The sequence below is a fragment of the Lysobacterales bacterium genome, assembly GCA_016703225.1.
Classification (GTDB): domain Bacteria; phylum Pseudomonadota; class Gammaproteobacteria; order Xanthomonadales; family Ahniellaceae; genus JADKHK01.
Genome location: JADJCM010000002.1, coordinates 90,329 through 112,645, shown reverse-complemented (window position 1 = coordinate 112,645; position 22,317 = coordinate 90,329). Strand labels below are relative to the sequence as shown.

Genomic DNA, 22,317 nt, shown 5'->3' with positions numbered 1-22,317 from the left:
ACGGGGGAGCCGAGTGTTGCAGAACTTCGTGGAGCCGACGATCAGAGGTCGTCGTTGCCGCCCTTGCCCAGATCATCGTCGGCCACTTCCTGCGCCGCCCACTCCAGCGCCTCGCGCTCGGCGCGTTCACGTTCCTGGCGCTCGATCTCGTTCAGCATGTCCATGTTGATGTGGCCGCCGGCGATCTCGCGCAAGGCCAGCACGGTCGGCTTGTCATTGTCGTTCGCGATCAACGCCTCGGCGCCCTTGGAAATCTGGCGTGCGCGCTTGGTCGCCATCAGCACGAGTTCGAAACGGTTGTCGACCACTTCGAGGCAGTCTTCGACGGTGATGCGGGCCATGGGCCACTCCTGAGAATTGCTGAATACGGGGGAAAACGGCCGCGCAGGCTAGCAGCGCGCCGTGAGGCGGGCAACGCGCCGGGGCGCGACAGTCAGACAAACCATTGAATCGTATGGGTTCCGTTCAGCCGAGCAGTGTGTCGACCAGCGCTTTCAGGCGCTGCTGCTGCACCCGCCGGTGCAATCGCGTGGCGTGCACGATGGTGCCGAGTTGCGCCAGCGCCGTCTCGAACACTTCGTTCACGACGATGTAATCGAACTCCCAGGCGTGCGCGATTTCCTTGCGCGAGTCGGCCAGGCGGCGAAGGATGGTCGCCTCGCTGTCCTTGGCACGGGTGCGCAAACGCCGCTCCAATTCCACCCGCGACGGCGGCAGGATGAAGATGCTGACCGCGGCGGGCACCTGCGCGCGCACGCGCTGGGCGCCCTGGTAGTCGATCTCCAGCAACACGTCCTTGCCGGCCGCGAGCAGCGGTTCCACCGACTGCCGCGCGGTGCCTTTGAGATCGCCATGCACGATCGCGTACTCGAAGAAGTCGCCGTCGCTGGCCATCTGCTCGAAGCGCTCGCGAGTGACGAAGTGGTAGTGCACCCCGTCCTCCTCGCCCGGCCGCGGGCCGCGCGAGGTGTAGGAGATCGACAACGAAATCCCCGGCTCCTTCGCCAGCAGCGCATTCACCAAGGTGGATTTTCCGGAACCCGAAGGCGCCGCGACGATGAACAGGGAACCGGGCATGCTGCGCTCCTTATTCGATGTTCTGCGCCTGCTCGCGCAACTGTTCGATCAGTACCTTCAGCTCCACCGATGCCTGTGTGGTGCGGGTGTCGATCGACTTCGAGCCGAGCGTATTCGACTCGCGGTTGAACTCCTGCATCAGGAAATCGAGACGGCGCCCGATCGGCTCGGGGGCGTCGAGGCGGCTGCGCACTTCGGCGATGTGCGCGCCGAGGCGGTCGATCTCCTCATCGACGTCGAGCTTGTGGAAGGCCAGCACCAGTTCCTGCTCCAGACGCCCGGGGTCGAGCGGCTGCTTGAGTTCGGCGATGCGCGTCTCGAACTTCTGGCGCAGGCCGGCGCGGATCGCGGGCAACCACTGACGCACCTGGACGACGATCGCGGCGATGCCGTCGAGGCGCTCGACCAGGGCCGTCTTGAGGCGCTCGCCTTCGCGGCTGCGGCTGGCAATGAAATCGTCGAGCGCGCGATCGAACAGGGCCATCGCTTCCTCGGTCAGCACGGCGTTGTCGATCTCCGGCTCGTTGATCACCCCGGGGTAAGCCAGCAACTCCATGCGCGAAGGCGGACGCGACTCCGGAAACGCGATCAGCAATTTCTGCTCGATGCGCCGCAGGTTGTCGACCAGCCCCTGGTTCAGGCTGAGCGCATCGGCCGCAACCGCCGCGCGGTAGCGCATGCTGACATCGACCTTGCCGCGCGAAACACGCCGTTCGATGCGCTCGCGCAGTTTCGGTTCGAGCACGCGAAACTCTTCGGGCAAGCGGAAGCTGGTCTCTAGGAAGCGATGGTTGACCGAGCGCAACTCGAACACGAGGCGCCCGCGCGCACTCGGGCCTTCGGCGCTGGCGTAGGCGGTCATGCTGCGGATCATCGGCTGTCCTTCGCGGGCGGGCGGCCATGTTACGCTCCGCGCCCTTTTTTCCCAAGCGATCCGCGCCCATGAGCACTGTCTCCCGCCCCAGTGGCCGCGCCGCCGACGCCCTGCGTGCGGTCCGCATCGAACGCCACTACACGCGCCATGCCGAGGGCTCGGTGCTGGTCAGCTTTGGCGACACCAAGGTGCTGTGCACGGCCAGTGTCGAAGAGAAGGTGCCGGGCTTCCTGCGCGGCAAGGGCGAGGGCTGGATCACCGCCGAATACGGCATGCTGCCGCGCGCAACCAACAGCCGCAACATGCGCGAAGCCGCGAGCGGCAAGCAGGGCGGACGCACACTGGAGATTCAGCGTCTGATCGGGCGCAGCCTGCGCGCGGTGGTCGATCGGGCGGCGCTGGGCGAGCGTTCGATCACGCTCGACTGCGACGTGCTGCAGGCCGATGGCGGCACGCGCACCGCGGCAATCACCGGCGCCTATGTCGCGCTGGTCGATGCGGTGCGCGCGACGATGACGAAGGGCCTGCTCAAGCAAGACCCGATCCATGGCCAGATCGCCGCGATCTCGGTCGGCATCTACCGGGGCCAGCCGGTGCTCGACCTCGACTACGCCGAGGATTCGAACTGCGAGACCGACATGAACGTGGTGATGAACGACGCACTCGGATTCATCGAGGTCCAGGGTACCGCCGAAGGCCACGCCTTCCGCCGCGACGAACTCGACGCGCTGCTCGCGCTCGCCAGCAAGGGCATCGCCGAGCTGCATGCGCATCAACGCGAGGCGCTCGCGCGCTGAGCCATGCGCCTCGTCGTCGCCAGCGGCAATCCGGGCAAGCTCGCCGAGATCCGCCATGTGCTCGCGGATGCCGGCGTCGAACTCGTGGCGCAACGCGAGCTCGGCATCGCCGACGCCGAGGAGAGCGGCCAGACCTTCGTCGAAAACGCCCTGATCAAGGCGCGCCAAGCCTGCGCGCGGAGCGGGCTGCCGGCACTCGCCGACGATTCCGGCCTGATCGTCGACGCCCTGCACGGAGCACCGGGCCTGGTCTCTGCGCATTACGCTGGCGTACATGGCGATGCCGCGCGCAACATCGCGAAGCTGCTCGAACAACTGCGCGGCGTACCAGTCGCGCAGCGCAGCGCGCGCTTCTACTGCGTCATCGTGCTGCTGAAACACGCCCACGACCCGCAACCGCTGATCGCCGAGGGCAGCATCGAAGGCCGCATTCTCGATACGCCGCGCGGTGGCAACGGCTTCGGCTACCAACCGATTTTCCTGCTGCCCGAACTCGGGCTCAGCTCGGCCGAGCTGCCCTCCGAACACTGGCACCGCATCAGCCACCGCGCCCAGGCGCTCGCCGCATTGCGCGCACGCTGGCCGTTTGGCTGAGATGGCGCGGGCCGCTCCACCACTGGCGCTCTACGTTCACATCCCGTGGTGCGTGAAGAAGTGTCCCTACTGCGATTTCAATTCGCATGCACAGCGCGATGCCGCCGAACATCGCGCTTATGCCGAGGCCCTGCTCGCCGATCTCGACGCTGACCTGGCGCAGTTCGGGTTCGTGCGTGAGCGGCCGATCGTCTCGGTGTTTTTCGGCGGCGGCACGCCGAGCCTGTTCGCGCCGGAGCTGATCGCGCGCATTCTTGATGGCTGCCGCGAACGGCTGCGCTTTGCCGCCGACATCGAGGTGACGATGGAGGCCAATCCCGGCACCGTCGAACATGGCAGCTTCGCCGGCTACCGCGCTGCCGGGGTGAATCGCGTCAGCTTCGGCGTGCAGAGTTTCGACGACGCGAAGCTCAAGCGCCTCGGCCGCATCCACTCGGCGGAAGATGCCGAACGTGCGATCAAGGAAGCCCAGGATGCCGGCGTCGCCGAGATCAACCTGGACCTGATGTATGCGCTGCCGGAGCAGGCCCTGGAAGGTGCATTGCATGATGTCGAACGTGCGATCGCATTGCGGCCAACGCACCTGTCGCACTACCAGCTCACGCTCGAACCGAATACCGAGTTCGCGGCCCGACCGCCGGTGCTTCCGGATGAAGACCTCGGCTGGGACATGCAGGAGGCTTGCCAGGCCCGGCTCGCTGCCGCGGGCTATGCGCAATACGAGACCTCGGCCTACGCGCCGCCTGCGCATCGCTGTCGCCACAACCTGAACTACTGGGAATTTGGCGACTATCTCGGCATCGGCGCCGGCGCCCACGGCAAGCTCAGCGACCACGCCAGCATCGTGCGCACCGCCAAGCTGAAGACACCGAAGAGCTATCTGGCCAAGGCCGCCGGCCCAGAGCGCATGGCCAGCTGCGCGCCGATCACGGAACGCGAACTCGCCTTCGAGTTCATGATGAACGCGCTGCGGCTGGTCGATGGCGTCGATGCCGAACTGTACGCGCAGCGCACCGGACTGGATCGCGCCGCGCTCGCGCCAATCCTCGCGCACGCCGTGGCCGACGGACTGCTGGTGGACGATGACTCACGTTTCCAGCCGACCGCCGATGGCCGCAGGCTGCTCAACGAACTGCTGATCCGCTTCCTGCCCGAACGCGAGCGCGCCAGGCACTCAGGGCGCAGCTAGACCGAAGCGCCTGAGGATCGCCGCGCAGGCATCGGTCCACGGTTGCAGCGAAGCATTGCGCGCGATCACACGCGGACGCAGATCCAGGCTGCAGTCCAGCGCACGACTGAGGCACTCGCGGTACGTGCGTGCCAGCACCGCATGCGTCTCCGCGTCGAGAATCGCGGCAGCGGCCAGGCCGTCGAGCAGCGCCGAGGTCGACACCGCGCGCACCAGTTGCGGATGCGCCGCAGCATGCGCCAGCACCAGCGCCTGCAGCAGGAACTCGATATCGACCAGTGCTCCGCGGCCCTGCTTCAGGTCGAAGCGCTGGGCGTCGCTGCGGTCGAGTTCATTGCGCCAGCGCTCGCGCATGCGCGCGACCTCGGCCAGCGTCTCCGGCAGCGCGCGCGACCGCGCCAGCAGCGCGCAGCGCTCGGCCTCGAAGCGCGCGACCAGCAGGGCCGGCCCGGCAACGGCGCGTGCGCGCACCAGCGCCTGGTGCTCCCACAGCCAGGCGCGCTCGCGCTGGTATTCGACAAATGACGCCAGCGACGACACCGGCAGGCCTTTGGCGCCGTCCGGGCGCAGGCGCATGTCGACATCGTAGAGATGGCCGGCCTGCGTCGTCGTCGCCAGCCAGTGCAGTACCCGCTGCGCCAGGCGCGGGAACCAGCGCGAAGCATCGAGTGGGCGCCCGCCGTCGCTGCTGCGCTCCGCCAGCGCCTCGTCGAACACGAACACCAGATCCAGATCCGACCCGAAGCCGAGTTCGCCGGCGCCGAGGCTGCCGTAGCCGACGATCAGAAAGCCGTCGCCGGGAGTGCCGTGCTGCTTGGACAGGTCGCGCGTCGCCAACGCCAGCGCATGCCGCAGCGCCACCGCGGCAACCTCCGCCAATCCCGCGGCGCAGTCCACCGGATCGACGCGACGCGCCAGCCAGGCCAGCCCGAAACGAAACACCAGGCTTTGGCGTGCGTCGTGCAGCGCTTCGAGTTCGGCCTCGACGTCGGCCGTCGGCACGCGCGCAAGTTGGCGGGCAAAGGTATCTGCGATCGCACCGGCGTCCGGCACCGCCTCATCGAAGCGTTCGTCGAGCAGGTCGTCGAGCAGCAGCGGATGCGCGATCACGCGCTCGGCCAGGAAGGCGCTGTGCGCAAACACCTCGACCAGGCGCGCGCGCGCGCCGCGCTTTTCGGCAAGCAGGGAAAGGTAGGCGGTGCGCCCGCAGATCGCGTGCAGCAGACGCACGACGCGCAATGCCGCCGCTTCCGGATCGGCAAGCTGCCGTACCTCCGCAAGCAACCGCGGCACCGCGCGCTCGAAGCGTTCGCGCGCGCGGCTGTCGAGGCGGCGCACGCCGAGGCTGCCCATCAGGCTGTTCAACGCCGTGGCCACCGGCGCCGACCAGCCATCAAGCGCATCCTGCGCGCGCGTCTCGAACTCGTCGGCCACGTGCAGGCCCTTGGCGCGCTGTGGAGCCTCGAGCGTGCGCGCAAAGATCGCGGATACCTGCGCGCGTTGTTCCGCGATCGCCTGTTCCACGCTCGCGACATCGGCGTAGCCCAGCGTCGCGGCGATGCGCAGACGCGCCAGCGCGTCCTCCGGCAGGCAGTGCGTCTGTTCGTCGCGCAGCATCTGCACCCGGTTTTCGGCGCGGCGCAGGAACAGGTAGGCGGCGCGCAGGGTGGCCGCGGTATCGGCGTCGTAGTGTCCCAGTTGCTCAGCCGCGGCGAGCGCGTCGAGCAGTCGCGGCGTGCGCAGCTCAGGCTCGCGACCGGCGCGAATCAGTTGCAGCAACTGCACCGTGAACTCGATCTCGCGGATGCCGCCCGGCCCGAGCTTGAGGTCGTGCTCGCGCTCGCGGCGACCGACCTCGGCGTCGATGCGCGCCTTCAGCTCGCGCAGGCCCTCGATCGCGGTGAAGTCGAGATACTTGCGGTACACGAACGGACGCAGGCTGGCGATCAGCTCGGCGCCGGCAGCGAGATCGCCGGCGACGGTGCGTGCCTTGGTCCAGGCGTAGCGTTCCCAGTCGCGGCCCTCGCGCTGGTAATACTGCTCCATCGCCGCGAACGACAGCGCCACGCGCCCGGCGCTGCCGAACGGGCGCAGGCGGTAGTCGACGCGCAGCACGAAGCCCGAGGCCGCGACTTCCGACAGCAACTGCGCCAGGCGCTGGCCGACGCGGGCGTGGAACTCCTCCGCGCTGATCGGCCGAGCGCCGTCGGTGTCGCCGTTCTCGGCAAAGGTCAGGATCAGATCGACATCGGACGAGAAGTTCAGCTCGCCACCGCCGAGCTTGCCCATGCCGATCACGCTCATGCGCGCGACGCGACCGTCAGCATTGCGCGGCCAGCCATAGCGAGCCGCTTGTTGCAGCTCGACATGGCGCAGCGCGCACTCGATGCAGTCCTCGGCCAGGCGGCTGGCGCGATTGAGTGTGCCGAGCGTGCGCTCCGCGTCGTCGAGGTCATCGACCAGGATGCGCAGACTCATGGCGCGGCGATAACGCCGCAGTGTCTCGGCGAAGTCCTCGCTGCGCTCGAAACCGGACGGGTCGGGCAAAGGCGGCGGTTCCGGCGCCAGCACTTCGTCGGAAAACTGCCGCGGCGCACGCAAGGCCGCCTCGATCAGCCAGTCGCTGGCGAGCAATACCTGATCCGAACGTTGGCGGGACCACGCAGCCGGCGGCCAGACCAGGCCGGCCTCGCGGAAGGAACGGCCCAGCTCTTCGTGGCGGTGGGCGAGAAAGGCGCGCAACTCGGGCGCGAGAGAGGCTGCGGTCATCGCCGCAGTTTCGCATGCCGCAAAGATAAAGCCCGCCGCGATCCAGGATCGCGGCGGGCTGCCCTCCCCTTCGGCCAGCTGACCGGGGCCGGGCGAACATAGCGGCATCGACACACCAGTCACGCGGCAGCGCAACAATGGCAGAATGTCGGGATGAACCCACGACTCCCCCTCCTGCTCGCCCTTCTGGCCGCGCTCGCGCCGGCCGCCCGCGCCGACGAGCGCGCCATCGTCCGCATCGCCGACGGCGACGCCCATTACCGGCAGGCGCTCGGTCGCCACTTCGGCCATCTGCCGCGTGATCGCAAGTTCGCCGAGATCGTGCTCGAAGTCGATACCGCAGACTGGGCCTGGCTGGAGCAGCGTGGTTACGCACCGCGCTTCGATGCCGTGCTGAGCGCGCAACTGCGCAACGAAACCCTGGCCAAGACCATCCCGGGCTATGCCTGCTACAGCACGGTCGAGGAGACCGATACCTTCATCAACGATCAGGTCGCCGCGCACCCGGCGCTGGCGAGCGTGATCGATATCGGCGACTCCTGGGAAAAGGTCACGGCCGGCGGCCTGCCCGGCTACGACCTGCGCGTGCTCAAGATCGGCAACAGCGCCATCGCCGGCGACAAGCCGAAGATGATGGTGATGAGCGGCCTGCATGCGCGCGAGTACACGCCGGTGCAGTTGAATCTCGAGTTCGCCAAGTGGCTGCTCACGAACTACGGCAGCAGCGCCGAGGCGACCTGGCTCATCGACCACAACGAGTTTCATCTATTGCTGCAGGCCAACCCGGATGGCCGCAAGATTGCCGAGGGCGGTCAGTCGCAGCGCAAGAACCGGCACGCAAACGGCTGCTCAGGCACCGGCATCGGCACCGATCTCAATCGCAACTTCCCGTTCTACTGGAGCCTGGTGTCGGGCGGTTCCAGCAGCTACACCTGCGAAAGCACCTACCGCGGCCCGAGCGCGATGTCGGAGCCGGAGACGCAGGCGGTCAACACCTATCTCAACGGCCTGTTCCCCGACACCCGCGGCGGCGTCGAGAACAGCCTGACCGAACCCGCATCAGCCGATACCCGCGGCGCCTACTTCGATCTGCACAGCTACTCGCGAATCGTCATGTACCCGTGGGGCGTGGGCTATTCCGCGTCCGGCAATGACGCAGCCTTCAAGGCGATCGCACGACGCATGGCCTGGTTCAACAACTACTCGCCGGAACAGGCCTCCGAACTCTATGCCACCGACGGTGCCTCCGATGACAATGCCTACGGTCGGCTCGGCGTCCCTGCATTCACCATCGAACTGGGATCGAGCTTCTTCGAAAGCTGCAGCAACTTCACCCCCACCATCCTGCCCGACAACCTGGCGACGCTGAAGTACGCGGCCCGCGTGCTGCACCGCCCCTACCAATTGCCCGCCGGACCCGATGCCTATGGCGCCAGCGCGAGCCCGGCCAGTGTCACCGCGGGTGCTGTCGTCACCGTCACCGCCAGCGCCAGCGACGCGCGCTTCAATCACAGCAACGGCAGCGAGCCGATGCAGAACGTGACCGCCGCGATCGCCACCGTCGATCGGCTGCCCTGGGACCCGCTGGCGGTGGCATTGCCGGTGGCCGCCGCCGACGCCGCGTTCAACGCAAGTACCGAAAACCTGGTAGTGCAGATCGCGACGACCGGCTGGACGCCCGGACGCCACATCGTGTTCGTGCAGGCCAGCGATGCCAGCGGTGCCGCCGGCGCGCCGGCCGCGGTGTTCATCGACATCGAGGCACCGCCGGTGCTGTTCGGCGACGGCTTCGAGTGAACGCCAACCGCGAGCACCTGGCGCAGTACCTGGCCTGGCTCGGGGACGTGAAACGGCTCGCTCCGCGCACGCTCGCGACCTACCGCGACGACCTCGATCGCTTCGCCGACTGGTTCGAGGCGCAGATGCCGGGCGCCACATGGTCTGATCTGAAGCCGGAGGGCGTGCGCGCCCACGTCGGCGCCGAGTTCCGCAACGGCCTCGGCGGCAAGTCGCTGGCGAAGCGGCTCTCGGCCATTCGCGGCTTCTATCGCTGGCTGCTGCGCGAGAGCCACGCGCGCAACAACCCGGCGGAGGGCATCCGCGCGCCGAAGTCACCGCGCAAGCTGCCGAACGTGCTCGATGTCGACGAGATGAAGGCCCTGCTCGACCACGGCGACGACTCGCCGCAGTCGCTGTGCGACAAGGCGATGTTCGAGTTGTTCTATTCCTCGGCGCTGCGCCTGTCCGAACTGTGCGGCCTGCGCTGGCGTGATCTCGACTTCGGCCAGTCCCTGGTCAGCGTGCTCGGCAAGGGCGCGAAGACGCGCGTGGTGCCGTTGGGCTCGCCGGCGGCAGCGGCACTTGCGGTCTGGCGTGATGAACTCGGCGCCACGGCTGATGCGCCGGTATTCCCCGGCCGCGGCGGCGAGCCCATTGCGCCGCGCACGGTGCAGTCACGCCTGAAGCGCTGGGCGCAGAAGGCTGGGGTCTGGAAGCGCGTGCACCCGCACCTGCTGCGGCATTCCTGCGCCAGCCACTTGCTCGAATCAAGCGGCAACCTGCGCGCGGTGCAGGAGATGCTCGGCCATGCCGACATCGGCACCACGCAGATTTACACGCACCTGGACTTCCAGCACCTGGCCAAGGTCTACGACGCCGCGCATCCGCGCGCGCGCAAGAAGCCGGGATGAGCGACATCGATTTCGCGCTCGCCGCGATCTTCCTGCTGATCGCGATCGCGTACTCCTCGGTCGGGCACGCCGGCGCCTCCGGCTACATCGCCGCGATGAGCCTGCTCGGACTCGCGCCGGCAAGCATCCGTCCGACCGCGCTCGCCTTGAACGTGCTGGTCGCGAGCATCGGCGTCTGGCGCTTCCATCGCGCCGGGCTGATCGACTGGAAGCGCCTCGCGCCCTTCGTGCTGGCCTCCGCACCCGCGGCGTACCTGGCAGCGAAACATCTGCATTCGCCCGCGCTGATCAAACACGTGCTGGCTGCGGTGCTGCTGTTCGCGGCCGTGCAGCTGTGGCGCACCGCCGCTGGCGCCGCACGCGATGATCTCGCTGCACGCGCGCCAAACCCGATGCTGGCCTTGCTCGCCGGCGCAGCCATCGGCGTGGTGTCGGGGCTGACCGGTACCGGCGGCGCGATCTTCCTGACGCCGCTGCTGCTGTTCGCGCACTGGGCGCGCACGCGCGAGGCGAGCGGGCTTTCGGTCGGTTTCGTGCTGGTCAACTCGCTGGCCGGTCTCGCCGGCCTCGGTGCGTTCACGCTGGACTGGCCAAGCGCGATGCCGCTGTGGCTGGCCGCGGTCGCCTTCGGCGCCTTGTTCGGCGCGCGGCTCGGCACCGCGAAGCTGCCGGTGCCGATGCTGAAGCGGGTGCTGGCGCTGGTGCTGGTGATTGCGGCGGGGAAGCTGGCGTTGGTCTGACGCAATGATCACGGTGGCCGCGAACCTGTAGGGGCAACCCCCCGTGCCTGCCCTGCTCCTCGCGACCACCGGCCAGGGCGGCCACGGGGGGCCGCCCCTACGGCGGCGTCGTGTCCATCGAGGGAGAGGGGAAAGGCGGGGACTTGCGCGCCGCAGGGCCGTCCCCATCTCCGCCATTCTCACGGGAGATCCCGATGTCCAAACCCGAAACCTTTCATGCGACCACCATCGTCGCGGTGCGTCGCAACGGCCGCGTCGTCATCGGCGGCGACGGCCAGGTCACGCTCGGCAACACGGTGATGAAGTCGAATGCGCGCAAAGTGCGCCGTCTCGGTCGCGGTGACGTGCTCGCCGGCTTTGCCGGTGCCACGGCGGATGCGTTCACGCTGTTCGAACTGTTCGAAGCCAAGCTCGAAAAGCACGGCGGGCAACTGGTGCGCGCTGCGGTCGAACTGGCCAAGGACTGGCGCACCGAGCGCCGCTTCGGCCGCCTCGAAGCCCTGCTCGCAGTCGCCGACAAGGAGACCTCGCTGATCATCAGCGGCAATGGCGACGTGATCGAGCCCGAACACGGGCTGATCGCGATCGGCTCCGGCGGCCCCTACGCGCAGGCGGCCGCACGTGCGCTGCTCGAACACACCGATCTTGATGCGCGCAAGATCGTCGAAGCGGCACTGAAGACCGCTGGCGACATCTGCATCTACACCAACAGCCACGTGACGATCGAGGAACTGTGAGCATGGACCACTTCACGCCGCAACAGATCGTCGCCGAGCTCGACAAGCACATCGTCGGCCAGCACGCGGCCAAGCGCGCGGTCGCGATTGCGCTGCGCAATCGCTGGCGACGCATGCAGTTGCCGGAAGCGCTGCGCAACGAAGTCACGCCGAAGAACATCCTGATGATCGGCCCGACCGGCGTCGGCAAGACCGAGATCGCGCGGCGTCTGGCGACGCTCGCCGAAGCGCCCTTCGTGAAGGTCGAGGCGACCAAGTTCACCGAGGTCGGCTACGTCGGCAAGGACGTCGAGACCATCGTCCGCGATCTGATCGACGTGTCGGTGAAGATGGTGCGCGAGAAGGCCAAGCACACCGTGCGTGCGCAGGCCGAGGCCAATGCCGAGGAGCGCGTGCTCGATGCGCTGCTGCCGCGGCCGCAGGCGGTGCGCGTCTGGGGCGAGGAGCAGAAGCCTACGGACGAGGCGACGGTGACGCGCGAAAAGTTCCGACAGATGCTGCGCGAAGGCAAGCTCGACGAGCGCGAGATCGAACTGGAGACCAGCTTCAACGTCGGTGTCGACATCATGGCGCCGCCGGGCATGGAGGAGATGGGCGCGCAGCTGAAGCAGATGTTCTCGCAACTCGGCGGCCAGAAGTCGCAGAAGCGTCGCCTGCCGATCGCGAAGGCATTGCCGCAAATGGTCGAAGAGGAAGCGGGCAAGCTGCTGAACGAAGACGAGATCCGCGCGCAGGCGCTGGAGGCCGCCGAGCAGCGCGGCATCGTGTTCATCGACGAGATCGACAAGGTCTGCCAGCGCTCGGACTGGGGCGGCGCCGGCGTCTCGCGCGAAGGCGTGCAGCGCGACCTGCTGCCGCTGGTCGAAGGCTCCACCGTCAGCACCAAGCACGGCCCGGTCAAGACCGACCACGTGCTGTTCATCGCCAGCGGCGCCTTCCACGTCGCCAAGCCGTCCGACCTGATCCCCGAACTGCAAGGCCGTTTCCCGATCCGCGTCGAGCTAAACGCACTCTCGATCGACGATTTCGAACGCATCCTCGCCGAACCGCAGGCGGCACTGACCAAACAATACGCCGCCCTGCTCGGCACCGAAGGCCTCAGCCTCGAATTCAAGCCGGAAGCGGTGCGCCGCCTCGCCGAAATGGCCTTCGCCCTGAACGAACGCCAGGAAAACATCGGCGCCCGCCGCCTCTCGACCGTACTCGAACGCCTGCTCGACAAGCTCAGCTTCGAAGCCGCGCGGACCGAGACCCGATCCGTGGTGATCGACGCCGCCTACGTCGATGCCGAACTCGGCGAACTCGCCGCGAATCCGGACTTGAGTCGGTACATCCTCTGAGCATGGCGATCAGTCGCGGCGGCGGCGCTCAGCGCCGCCACGACCCTCCGGATTGCCCGCTGCCGCACAACGTAGTAACGTTTCTACAAATAACGCAACGACGAGGTTGTGCATGGCCATCACCACTCTGACCAGCCGCGAGTTCAACCAGGCGGCCAGCGAAGCGAAGCGGGCTGCCAACGATGGGCCGGTGTTCATCACCGACCGCGGCCGTCCGGCCCATGTCCTCATGAGCATCGAGCATTATCAGCGCCTGACCGCAAGCGGCAGGAAGATCGCCGATCTGCTCGCTATGCCGGGCATCGCAGACATTGATTTCGAGACTCCGCGTTCGCGAGAACTCGCACGTGCCGCAGACATCTCCTGATGTTCGTTCTCGACACCAACGTCATTTCCGAATTGCGAAAGATCCGTCTCGGCCGATCCGACCAAAACGTCGCGAAGTGGGCCGATAGCGTGGACTCGGCCGATCTGTACTTGTCGACCATCATCGTGCACGAACTGGAGTTCGGCGTGCTGCTGGCTGAGCGCCGTGACCCGGCGCAGGGCGCAATCTTGCGGACATGGCTGGAAAGCCACGTCCTGACCGCTTTCGCCGGTCGCATCCTGCCGGTAGATACCGCCATCGCGCAGCGCAGCGCTGCGCTTCATGTGCCCGACCCACGACCCTTCAGAGACAGTCTGATCGCGGCCACTGCACTGGTTCATGGGATGACGATCGTCACGCGGAACGTGCGCGACTTCCAATCATCCGGCGCGCCAATTCTCAACCCTTGGGATCCCCAGTGACACGGCCACGCTCCGCTCAGGGACCGATCAGGCTCTCCGCGGGGATGCCCAGGTTGCGATGCAGGTTGCGGATCATGTCGAGGGTGAGGCCGCGCTTGCGGTTCAGCACTTCATACACCCGGTTAGGCTGGCCGATGGACGGAACGAGATCCTTCACGGTCAGGCCGCCCTGCTCCATGCGGAATCGGATCGCTTCGACCGGATCCGGCGCTGCGATCGCGAAGTGCTTGGCTTCGTAGGCCTCGACGAGCAGAGTGAGGATCTCGAAGCGATCACCTTCCTCGGTGCCGGGCGCGGGCTCGTCGTTGAAGAACGCGGACAACTGCTTCAACGCGGCCTTGTAGTCGCGTTGGGTGCGAATGGGATGGATGTTCATGCGTCCTCCACGGTTGCTGCGTCGATTCGCTCGTATGCGGCATGGGTGCCGACAAACTTGATGTACCCCGCCGGGAACCGGCATGCCACCGCCACGCAGCTATCCGCATCAGGCGTCGAGTTGAGATAAGGCATCCGAGCCAGGTCGGTCACGCACGTCTAGCCGACAGCGCCCAACGACTTCAACTTGACCGGCTTGCGCTTCGGGAAAGTCACGACCAGGTCCAGCTCCCCACCCATGGCGTGGATGTAGCTCTGCAGCGTGGACAACAGCATGTCGCTGCGTTGCTCGTAGCGCGAGACCGTGTCCTGGCCCACCTTCAACGTTTTGGCGAGATCGACCTGCGTGCGACTCAACGCCTTGCGCAGGTCGCGCAGTGACATCTCCTCGGCGATGAGTTCGGCCGCGCGCGCTCTCACCTTCTTGCGGCGCGACGCCGGCAGCTGCTGCAGTTTGTCGGCCAGGGTACGGGTCATGGTCATTTCCTTCTCGAGCCAATGCGCTTCAGGTGGGAGTCGAATCGTTCATCGGCCTTTTCGATCAACCGGGCGTAGAAGCGCTTCTCGCTGCCGCCGGACTTGTCACCAGCGACCAGCAACATGGCGCGCCGGCGAGGGTCGAACGCGAAGGCCACACGCCATACGCCGCCATCGGCGTCGAACCGCATCTCTTTCATGTTGGCGTGCCGCGACCCGTTCAGAGTATCCACGCGCGGGCGGCCTGCCCCCGGGCCAAAGTGTTCGATGACCGCCGCCTGGGCCAGCAATTCGTCCTGCACGGACGCCGGCAGCACATCGAACTCCAGCTCGAACGCTTCGACGAACTCGACGACCCATGCCATGGCGCGAATATGTCACTGCCACCATATGCCGTCAAGAACATGTCGCGCCATGGTGGCCGCTCACCGCCGCGACACTCGAGTACACCCTCCGCAATGACTGTTGTCGGCCAGAAGCGGACCAAGAAGCTTAGCCCTGACCATCAGCGAGTTAGCCAGCACTGCTCGCACCCAGCGACGCCCACAAGCCGAAGCACAATAGCTCGCGCTGATTATCCGCTACAGTCTAGGCAAACTAGGACTTGGCGGAAGTGCAGGACTTCCTGCCGAACCGACCAGTCATTCGTGCACAAGTTCGAGGCCCACGATGACAAAGCGTACGAGCCGGACCAAAACCAAGGCCAAGGCCAAGGCTGGGTCCAAGCCAACGAAGCCAGTTTCGTTGAAGATCCGAAACTTCGCTCATCTGGACGAAGTGAACCTTAGGCTGGGCGACCTCACGGTCCTGGTCGGCCCCCAGGGCGCGGGCAAGAGTCTTGCGCTTCAGTGGCTCAAGGTCGCGATGGACGGCCGACAGATCGTCGATGCGCTCAAGACTGCTGGCCATCCGACGGATCGACCTGAGGTGCTGATCGACCTGATTTTTGGAGCCGGCATGGCGCCCGCCTGGCGCGATGGCGAGACCGAGATCGTGCTGGCAGGGAAGCGCCTCACTGCCAAGGGACTGGGAAGAATCGGCGACGGCAAGGAACACCTGTTCTTCGTTCCGGCGCATCGATCCATGCTGATCAGCGATGGCTGGGCAGCACCCTTTCAGAAGCTGAGCTCGGACACCCCCGCGGTCGCGCGCATGTTCAGTCAGAATCTGTTCGACCGCTTCAGCAGCAAGGATGCCGGCACTCTGTTTCCGCTGGACAAGAGACTCAAGAACGAAATTCGAGATCAGATCGACCGGGCCGTGTTTCATGGCGGCAAAGTTGGTATCGAAGAAGACAGCCAGCATGCAAGACGTCTGCGTCTCGTACACGGGAAGATGCATCTGCCCTTCATGACCTGGACAGCGGGACAGCGCGAGTTCACGCCGTTGCTACTTGGCCTCTACCACCTGCTTCCGTCGACCCAACTGCGCAAGCGAGCGGAAACCAACTGGGTGGTGATCGAGGAGCCCGAGATGGGATTACACCCGCAGGCGGTGACCGCCGTGATGCTCCTGATCCTCGACCTGCTTTGGCGCGGATATCGAGTCGTCCTTTCAACGCATTCACCGCACGTGCTCACCATGCTCTGGATGATGCGAAAGCTCAAGGAACACGCTGCGCGGTGGCAGTTGATTTGCGAAGCATTTGACGTCGGCAAGTCCGCGCAGATGCGTAAGCTGGCTGAGGCGGCCCTGTGCAAGGACTACCGAGCCTACTTGCTCGATTTTGAATCTAACGGACGAGTGGCTTCGACCGATATCTCTGCGCTCGATCCAGAGTCAGACGACGCACGCATTTCCGGATGGGGCGGCCTTACCGGTTACTCGTCGCGCTTCGGCGATGCTGTGCGAGCTGCGGTGAACGAGAGCGACCGATGACCAGGACCAACGCGGTGACGCCGATCAGAGGTGCCCTAAAGAACGATTCGACATTGCAAGGCTCTGTCCAGGATGGTCTGGCCGCGGTTGAGAATCCGCACAAGAAGTACTTCAGTACCGAGATTCGTGCCGATTTCGCGGACAGTCTGGAAATTGACCGGAACTTGAGGCCGGGACGGGAACAGGAGAACCGCTGGGATTACTTGCTCGGCCACGCGCCTAGCGGAGAAGTCATTGCGGTTGAGCCACACTCTGCCTCGCAGGGCGAGATCAGCACCGTTATCAGGAAGCGCACAGCTGCCCGCGAGCAACTTCGCGAGCACCTTCGTGACGGCGCTAGGATCGCCAAGTGGCTGTGGGTGGCCTCGGGGAAGGTGCATTTTGTCGCAACCGAAAAGGTGAAATTGCAGCTCGACCAGAACGGAATCGAGTTCGTTGGCGCTGCGGTCATGGCGAAACATCTGCCAACCGCGCCGTCATCGGCGGCCGCAGCACCTCGAGAACCCGGCAAGAGGAAACGCTAGTCCCGCGCTTTCAGATGAGTTCGCCCTGAGCGCACGCCGGCTTGGGAACTTAAAGCGGAGCGCAGTTCAGATCGAGCATCGGGTCAGCCGATAAGCGAAGGTCTGCTTCGGGTCGCCAGCAGTCACTCGGTGTTTCCACGCGCGGCTTGTTCCGCAGCCTCTCCCGTCCGCCTGAGCTGCCGCGTTGCTTCGCGCCGCCCACGACTTCGCGACGCCCTGCGTCTGCACTTCGTCGCCGGGAATGTATAGTTCCCCGCGCACGCCCGGCATGGTGCCGGGCCGGGAATCACGGAGTGAAGTCATGGGTCTGATTCAGGCGGTGGCGGGTTCGATTGGTGGGGTGCTTGCGGACCAGTGGAAGGACTTCTACACGGTGCCGGATGGTTTGCCGGCGACGGCGGCGTTGTTCGCGGCGGTGCCGCGCGGCACGAACGCGGGACGCGGGTCGAATACCAAGGGGTCGTCGAACATCATCACCAATGGCTCGAAGATCGTCGTGCCGGAAGGCTACGGGCTGTTGTTGTTCCAGGACGGCAAGGTCACCGGGTTCGCGGCCGAGGCGGGTGGTTACGAATGGCGTTCGGATGATCTGAACTCGAAGTCGATCTTCTCTGGCGATGGTCTCGTCGATGCGCTGGTCAAGCAGAGCTGGGAGCGCTTCAAATTCGGCGGCCAGCCGGGTTCGCAGCAGGCGGCATTCTTCGTCTCGCTGAAGGAACTGCCGGACAACCGCTTCGGCACGCAGTCGGAGATCTACTGGGACGATGGCTTCCTGCGTACCCAGGTGGGCGCGGTGACGCGCGGTTCGTACACGCTGAAGATCGTCGATCCGATCCTGTTCGTGAAAAACTTCGTGCCGGCGAGTTTTCTCCAGCCTGGCCAGGTGTTCGATTTCACCGACCTCGACAACGCCGCTGCCGGGCAACTGTTCAACGAGGTGGTCGGATCGCTGGCACCGGCGTTCAGCCTGTACACGAACGATCCGAGCAAGGGCAATCGCATCAGCAAGATCCAGCAGGACTCGATCGGCTTCGCCAAGAGCCTGTCCGATGCGGTCGAGAGCGCCTATCAGTGGAAGTCCGATCGCGGCCTCGTGATCGCCAAGACCGCGATCATCTCGATCGAGTACGACGCCAACACCAAGGAACTGCTGAAGACCGTGCAGCGCGCCGATGCGCTCGCTGGCAGTCGTGGCAATTCCAATCTGCAGGCGAGCGTGGCCCAGGGCATCCAGTCGGCCGGCGAGACCGGCGGTGCCGGTGGCGTCATGGGGCTTGGCATGGCGACCGGCATGCTCGGTGGCATCGCCAGCTTGCAGCAGCCGGTGGCACCGCCTGCCGCGCCCGCCGATGACCCGATCGCGAAGTTGAAGAAGGCCAAGGAGATGCTCGATCTTGGCCTGATCACCCAGGCCGATTACGACGCGGCCAAATCCAAAGCGCTCGGTTTGTAGGCGGCGCAGCGCGCACTGACCATGTCGAACGCCAAGCCTCCATCACCGCCGCCGCTGCCGCCGGTCAGCGGCCCCGGCTCACCCCGCGACGTGCCGCCGCTGCCGGGCCAGTTTCCGATCGACCCGGCGACGCTGCCCAAGCCGATCCGCGACGAACTGACCGCGCCCGATCCGGTCGCCATCGACACCTCGGCCAAAGAGCTCAAAGACGGCGCCAACCACTGTCCGAAGTGCGGAGCCACCGACATCCGCCACAAGCACGGCAGCGATCTGCTGGTTTGTCTCTTCTGCCGCAACGAGTGGCAGGGCGCGCGCGTCGAAGAGGAATTCGGCCTCGGCAGCGGACTGGATGAGCTGAGCGGCACCATCATCGCCTCCGGCGCCAAGGACATCGCCGCCGACAGCGCGCACCTGATGAGCTTCAAGTGCTCCGGCTGCGGCGCCGAGGTAACGGTCAACACCGAAAACCAGATGACCGCGCGCTGCCACTGGTGCCGGCACGTGTTCGGCGTCAACGAGCAGGTCGCGAACGGCGCCGTGCCCGACGCGGTGCTGCCGTTCCACATCAAGAAGGACGACGCCATCGCGCGCATCCGCCAGTTCGTCGACAAGCGGCAGATGTTCGCGCTGAAAGCGTTCAAGGAGCAGTTCACGCCGGAGAACGTCAGCGCCGTGTACCTGCCGTACATGATCGTCGACGGCCGCGCGAGCGCGGATGTTGCCGGCCAGGGCGAGATCGAGACCGCGCGCTACACGCGCGGCAGCGGCAACGACAAGAAGACCTACTACGACGCCGACGTCTACGCCGTGCAGCGCCACGTTGATTTCACCGTCGACGACCTGCCGCTGGAGTCCTCGAGCGAACGCGGCAATCACGACACCAGCGTGAACACCAACAACATCATCAACACCATCCTGCCGTTCGACACCAAGAACGCGGTCAAGTGGAACGCCTCGTACCTGCACGGCGTCAGCTCGGAGAAGCGCGACCGCGACGTTGCACATCTCAAGCCGCGTCTCGAGGACCAGCTGCTGTCGATCGCGCGCCACCAGGTGGTCGAGTCGGTGAGCCGCTACGACCGCGGCGTGCGCTGGGAGCAGGAAAGCCTCGACGTGCACGGCACGCGCTGGGTTTCGATGTACCTGCCGGTGTGGCTGTACTCGTACCACCAGCCCGGCAAGAACGGCGGCATGCTGCACTACATCGCGGTGAACGGCCGCACCGGCGAGACCATGGGCAGCGTGCCGGTGCAGCAGTGGAAGTTGATCCTGGCCGCGCTCACCGTCGGCACCATCCTCGAAAGCATTGCACTCTGGATCCTGGCGAACTGACCATGAGCGACGATGGATCTCTGGCCCTGCTCCTCCTCGGTCCCGCCGGTGCCACCGGCCTGTACTGGATGCTGTATCGCCACTACCGAAACACCGACAAGTCGCACGCGTTCGAACACGAGACTGCGGTCGAGGCCAAGCCGGTCACTGGCTCGGAGCACAAGGTCGACGAGGTGAAGGGCACGCGCGAGTCGAGCATTCGCGGCAACAACGTGGGCGCCTACCGCCAGCGCGTGCAGCGCAGACAGGACGATTCCTAGCTCGGCAATGACGGATCGCGGCGGCGCGGACGACCGCGGTTCGATCGCCCGGGTCGAACCCGCTAAACTGCGCCCATGACCAAGATCGTCGAACTGAAACCGAAGTCCATTCCGGCGCGGCTGCGCGAAGCCCTGCGCGAGCGCACCTTGGTGCGGGTATGGCGCGAACACCTGGAACCGGGCAGCTTCACCGGCTACATCGCCGCGGTCGGCAAGGACCGCTTCCTGTTGTGGGCGCTTGGCGACTACATCGGCTTCGACGGCCTGTTCGTGCTGCGCTATCGCGATGTCACGCGCCTGGAAGCGCCCGACCACCATGCCGACTTCCTGGAGAAGGCGATCAAGCTGCGCAAGCTCACGCCGGAACTGCCGATCGCGTTCCCGCTCGACGATCTGCAGCAGATCGTCGCCGCCGCCGCCGAGCGCGCCCCGGTCACCAGTTTCTATGTCGATACCGAAGCCGAGACCGAGGTCTGCTACATCGGCAAGCTGCTCGCCTTCGAAGCCGAGGGCTTTACAGTGCAGGAAGTTTCGCCGCATGCCGAATGGCTGCGTGAGCCGTCCTTCTTCGGCTGGGACGAGGTCAGCTGCGTCAGCATCAACGAGCCCTACGCACTGGCCCTGGTCGAGGTGGCCGGCACGCCGCCGCCGCTCGAACAAACCAGCGTCGACCACCGCACCTGGCATTGAACGGGCGCGCAGCCCGTTGCAGGAGGGCCACTCGTGGCCCGATCCATGTCGCCTACATCGCTTCGGGCGCGCTCTTTGGCTTGCTGATGCCGAGCCGATCCTCCACCCAGCGCGTCGCGACATCGAGGCCGGTGCGTTCGGTCGAGGAGAACAGCTGCACGCTGGCGGCGGCGCGATGGTCGGCGAGACCCTTGCGTACCGCGTGCAACACGTTGGTCGCGGCGCTGCGGCCGAGCTTGTCGCACTTGGTCAGCAGGATATGCACCGGCAAGGCGCGGGCGCGCGCAAACGCGAGCATGATCTGGTCGTATTCGGTCAGCGGGTGGCGCACGTCCATTGCCAGCAGCAGGCCCAGCAAAGACTGGCGCTCGCGGAAATACTGGTCCAGCGCGTTGTGCCAGACCTCCTGGATCTCGCCCGGCACCTTGGCAAAGCCGTAACCGGGCAGATCGATCAGGCGTCGTGAGTCATCGATGCGGAACACCACCAGTTGCTGCGTGCGCCCCGGCGTCTTCGACACGCGCGCCAGCGCGCCCTGCCCGGTAAGCGCGTTCAGCGCACTCGACTTGCCCGCATTCGAGCGTCCGGCAAAGGCGATCTCGGCGCCGCGGTCGGGCGGCAGGTGCTGCGGCGTCGGCGCCGACAGAAGAAAAGTGGTCGCGGCCAGGTCTTTCGACGGCTTGAACTCGGCTTTCGCCACTGGTTTCGACTTGGTCGACTTCTTCGGTGCGTAGGTCATGACCGCAGTGTGGGTGCGCGCGGCGATGCTGGCAAGCCGAACCCTTGTGGCTCGCGCTGTCGTCAGTCGGAAAGCGATGCCGCCCGATTGGCAAGCATCGACGCGACCGCCACCACGTTCGGCTCCGGTGCGTTGCACTGCGTCGCCTTCGGCAACTGCCGATAGGCGGGCAGCGCCGCGCTCAGGCGCGCGCCAGCCCACAGCGCGCGACAAAACTCGCCGATGCGCAATTCGGCCGGCAAGGCCTGGCCGAGCACGCTGCGCGACAGCGTCGCTGCGATGACCCAGCCCCCGGCTTCATCGGGATGGCCGTCTGGCATGGGTAGATCCATTGCGCCCAACAGCGGCGCTTGCCACCACGGCGCATCCGACAACTTCGTCGCATCGAGATAGCTGTGCAGCGGCATGGCCTGCGCAAGTTGGCGCGCGCGACCGACGTCGGCGACGGGCACGCCATGCTCCTGCGCCAGCGCGGCAAAGCGGCGGCTCAGTTCGGCTTGGCCCTGCGCAAACCCGATCCAGGTCGCAAACAGCAGCGGCCGCGCGCCTGCTGCGCGCACGCGGCCGATCGCCTCGGCGAACGCCGCCATCGACTTCGCGCAATCGGCGTTCTCCGCCGCGCACAGCGGGTACGGGCCGCGATCCTGCAACACCACGAGGTCCGGATCGAACTCGGCGAGCGTGCGATCCAATGCGTCGCGGCTCAGATGCTCGGCCAGGGTCGCCCCACCCTGCGCCAGCATTTCGACCTCGACCTCGGGATGCGTGCCCTCCGCCTCCAGCATCGCCGCGACCGCACGCGGCACGTCGTTGTAGTAGATCAGGCTGTTGCCGACGAACAGGATGCGCAGCGGCTCGGCCGCCACCACGCATGCGCACAGTCCGAGCAACAGAGCCAGCAGCCAGCGCATGGGAATTCCGTTCCGCAAGGGTGGACGGGAGGTGTGCGCGGGCGCCGCAGATTCAAGGGCTGCTCGGCGGACCCACAGCAGC

Annotated in this window: 25 protein-coding genes; 16 read left to right on the top strand and 9 right to left on the bottom strand. The window is 66.2% G+C overall.

Annotated elements, in window-relative coordinates:
* Nucleotides 1-41: 41 nt before the first annotated feature.
* From rpoZ to IPG63_09010, 3 genes are all read right to left on the bottom strand, one after another.
* A complete protein-coding gene (rpoZ, locus tag IPG63_09020; protein ID MBK6727384.1) occupies nt 42-341 on the bottom strand; it encodes a DNA-directed RNA polymerase subunit omega in 300 nt (99 codons plus the stop codon).
* A gap of 124 nt (nt 342-465) precedes the next feature.
* Complete coding sequence (gmk, locus tag IPG63_09015) at nt 466-1,077, bottom strand: guanylate kinase (GenBank protein ID MBK6727383.1); 612 nt, start codon at nt 1,075-1,077, stop codon at nt 466-468.
* 10 nt (nt 1,078-1,087) lie between these two features.
* Entirely contained in the window at nt 1,088-1,951 is an 864-nt protein-coding gene (locus IPG63_09010; protein ID MBK6727382.1) for a YicC family protein, read from the bottom strand.
* A gap of 68 nt (nt 1,952-2,019) precedes the next feature.
* Between IPG63_09010 and rph the strand changes: the two genes are divergently transcribed.
* Genes rph through hemW form a run of 3 tightly spaced genes read left to right on the top strand, consistent with a single transcriptional unit; the run spans nt 2,020 to nt 4,531 of the window.
* Nucleotides 2,020-2,748: a ribonuclease PH gene (rph, locus tag IPG63_09005; protein ID MBK6727381.1), complete on the top strand. Its 729-nt coding sequence runs from the start codon at nt 2,020-2,022 to the stop codon at nt 2,746-2,748.
* A gap of 3 nt (nt 2,749-2,751) precedes the next feature.
* Nucleotides 2,752-3,342, top strand: coding sequence for an RdgB/HAM1 family non-canonical purine NTP pyrophosphatase (gene rdgB, locus IPG63_09000; protein ID MBK6727380.1), 591 nt, complete (start codon nt 2,752-2,754; stop codon nt 3,340-3,342).
* 1 nt (nt 3,343) lies between these two features.
* Complete coding sequence (gene hemW, locus IPG63_08995) at nt 3,344-4,531, top strand: radical SAM family heme chaperone HemW (GenBank protein MBK6727379.1); 1,188 nt, start codon at nt 3,344-3,346, stop codon at nt 4,529-4,531.
* Here the strand turns inward: hemW and glnE are convergent.
* Entirely contained in the window at nt 4,517-7,300 is a 2,784-nt protein-coding gene (gene glnE, locus IPG63_08990; protein MBK6727378.1) for a bifunctional [glutamate--ammonia ligase]-adenylyl-L-tyrosine phosphorylase/[glutamate--ammonia-ligase] adenylyltransferase, read from the bottom strand. The two genes, hemW and glnE, sit on opposite strands and share 15 nt — an antisense overlap.
* Nucleotides 7,301-7,453: 153 nt before the next feature.
* On the opposite strand from glnE, the gene IPG63_08985 reads away from it, so the two are divergent.
* The 7 genes from IPG63_08985 to IPG63_08955 all read left to right on the top strand — a co-directional run bounded on the left by IPG63_08985 (nt 7,454) and on the right by IPG63_08955 (nt 13,596).
* Nucleotides 7,454-9,097 carry a hypothetical protein gene (locus IPG63_08985; GenBank protein ID MBK6727377.1) on the top strand — a complete coding sequence of 548 codons (1,644 nt, stop codon included), beginning with the start codon at nt 7,454-7,456 and terminating at the stop codon, nt 9,095-9,097.
* A 17-nt stretch (nt 9,098-9,114) separates the two neighbouring features.
* Nucleotides 9,115-9,990: a tyrosine recombinase XerC gene (locus tag IPG63_08980; GenBank protein ID MBK6727376.1), complete on the top strand. Its 876-nt coding sequence runs from the start codon at nt 9,115-9,117 to the stop codon at nt 9,988-9,990.
* A complete protein-coding gene (locus IPG63_08975; protein ID MBK6727375.1) occupies nt 9,987-10,730 on the top strand; it encodes a sulfite exporter TauE/SafE family protein in 744 nt (247 codons plus the stop codon). The genes IPG63_08980 and IPG63_08975 overlap by 4 nt, the downstream gene beginning before the upstream one ends.
* Nucleotides 10,731-10,924: 194 nt before the next feature.
* A complete protein-coding gene (gene hslV, locus IPG63_08970) occupies nt 10,925-11,467 on the top strand; it encodes an ATP-dependent protease subunit HslV (protein MBK6727374.1) in 543 nt (180 codons plus the stop codon).
* 2 nt (nt 11,468-11,469) lie between these two features.
* On the top strand, nt 11,470-12,807 hold the full coding sequence (gene hslU / locus IPG63_08965; GenBank protein ID MBK6727373.1) for an ATP-dependent protease ATPase subunit HslU: 1,338 nt from the start codon (nt 11,470-11,472) through the stop codon (nt 12,805-12,807).
* A gap of 112 nt (nt 12,808-12,919) precedes the next feature.
* Entirely contained in the window at nt 12,920-13,174 is a 255-nt protein-coding gene (locus tag IPG63_08960; GenBank protein MBK6727372.1) for a type II toxin-antitoxin system Phd/YefM family antitoxin, read from the top strand.
* A complete protein-coding gene (locus IPG63_08955) occupies nt 13,174-13,596 on the top strand; it encodes a type II toxin-antitoxin system VapC family toxin (GenBank protein ID MBK6727371.1) in 423 nt (140 codons plus the stop codon). Before IPG63_08960 ends, IPG63_08955 begins: the two co-directional genes overlap by 1 nt.
* 16 nt (nt 13,597-13,612) lie before the next feature.
* On the opposite strand, the gene IPG63_08950 is transcribed toward IPG63_08955, so the two are convergent.
* The 3 genes from IPG63_08950 to IPG63_08940 all read right to left on the bottom strand — a co-directional run bounded on the left by IPG63_08950 (nt 13,613) and on the right by IPG63_08940 (nt 14,813).
* The gene (locus IPG63_08950) at nt 13,613-13,972 is read right to left on the bottom strand and encodes a transcriptional regulator (protein MBK6727370.1); all 360 of its coding nucleotides are present in this window, start codon (nt 13,970-13,972) and stop codon (nt 13,613-13,615) included.
* A 158-nt stretch (nt 13,973-14,130) separates the two neighbouring features.
* The gene (locus IPG63_08945; GenBank protein MBK6727369.1) at nt 14,131-14,448 is read right to left on the bottom strand and encodes a helix-turn-helix domain-containing protein; all 318 of its coding nucleotides are present in this window, start codon (nt 14,446-14,448) and stop codon (nt 14,131-14,133) included.
* A gap of 2 nt (nt 14,449-14,450) precedes the next feature.
* On the bottom strand, nt 14,451-14,813 hold the full coding sequence (locus IPG63_08940) for a type II toxin-antitoxin system RelE/ParE family toxin (GenBank protein MBK6727368.1): 363 nt from the start codon (nt 14,811-14,813) through the stop codon (nt 14,451-14,453).
* Nucleotides 14,814-15,117: 304 nt separating this feature from the next.
* On the opposite strand from IPG63_08940, the gene IPG63_08935 reads away from it, so the two are divergent.
* The 6 genes from IPG63_08935 to IPG63_08910 all read left to right on the top strand — a co-directional run bounded on the left by IPG63_08935 (nt 15,118) and on the right by IPG63_08910 (nt 20,585).
* The gene (locus IPG63_08935; GenBank protein ID MBK6727367.1) at nt 15,118-16,326 is read left to right on the top strand and encodes an AAA family ATPase; all 1,209 of its coding nucleotides are present in this window, start codon (nt 15,118-15,120) and stop codon (nt 16,324-16,326) included.
* The gene (locus tag IPG63_08930; GenBank protein ID MBK6727366.1) at nt 16,323-16,850 is read left to right on the top strand and encodes a hypothetical protein; all 528 of its coding nucleotides are present in this window, start codon (nt 16,323-16,325) and stop codon (nt 16,848-16,850) included. Before IPG63_08935 ends, IPG63_08930 begins: the two co-directional genes overlap by 4 nt.
* Nucleotides 16,851-17,151: 301 nt before the next feature.
* Nucleotides 17,152-18,303 (top strand): SPFH domain-containing protein, encoded by a 1,152-nt coding sequence (locus tag IPG63_08925; protein ID MBK6727365.1) that lies wholly within the window; start codon nt 17,152-17,154, stop codon nt 18,301-18,303.
* A gap of 21 nt (nt 18,304-18,324) precedes the next feature.
* Nucleotides 18,325-19,635: a TFIIB-type zinc ribbon-containing protein gene (locus tag IPG63_08920; protein MBK6727364.1), complete on the top strand. Its 1,311-nt coding sequence runs from the start codon at nt 18,325-18,327 to the stop codon at nt 19,633-19,635.
* A 2-nt stretch (nt 19,636-19,637) separates the two neighbouring features.
* Nucleotides 19,638-19,895: a hypothetical protein gene (locus tag IPG63_08915; GenBank protein MBK6727363.1), complete on the top strand. Its 258-nt coding sequence runs from the start codon at nt 19,638-19,640 to the stop codon at nt 19,893-19,895.
* A 75-nt stretch (nt 19,896-19,970) separates the two neighbouring features.
* Nucleotides 19,971-20,585 (top strand): hypothetical protein, encoded by a 615-nt coding sequence (locus tag IPG63_08910; protein MBK6727362.1) that lies wholly within the window; start codon nt 19,971-19,973, stop codon nt 20,583-20,585.
* A 52-nt stretch (nt 20,586-20,637) separates the two neighbouring features.
* Here the strand turns inward: IPG63_08910 and IPG63_08905 are convergent, their stop codons facing one another.
* Both IPG63_08905 and IPG63_08900 read right to left on the bottom strand, forming a co-directional pair.
* Nucleotides 20,638-21,324: a YihA family ribosome biogenesis GTP-binding protein gene (locus tag IPG63_08905; GenBank protein ID MBK6727361.1), complete on the bottom strand. Its 687-nt coding sequence runs from the start codon at nt 21,322-21,324 to the stop codon at nt 20,638-20,640.
* 62 nt (nt 21,325-21,386) lie between these two features.
* Nucleotides 21,387-22,235, bottom strand: coding sequence for an SGNH/GDSL hydrolase family protein (locus IPG63_08900; protein MBK6727360.1), 849 nt, complete (start codon nt 22,233-22,235; stop codon nt 21,387-21,389).
* Between the last annotated feature and the right edge of the window lie 82 nt (nt 22,236-22,317).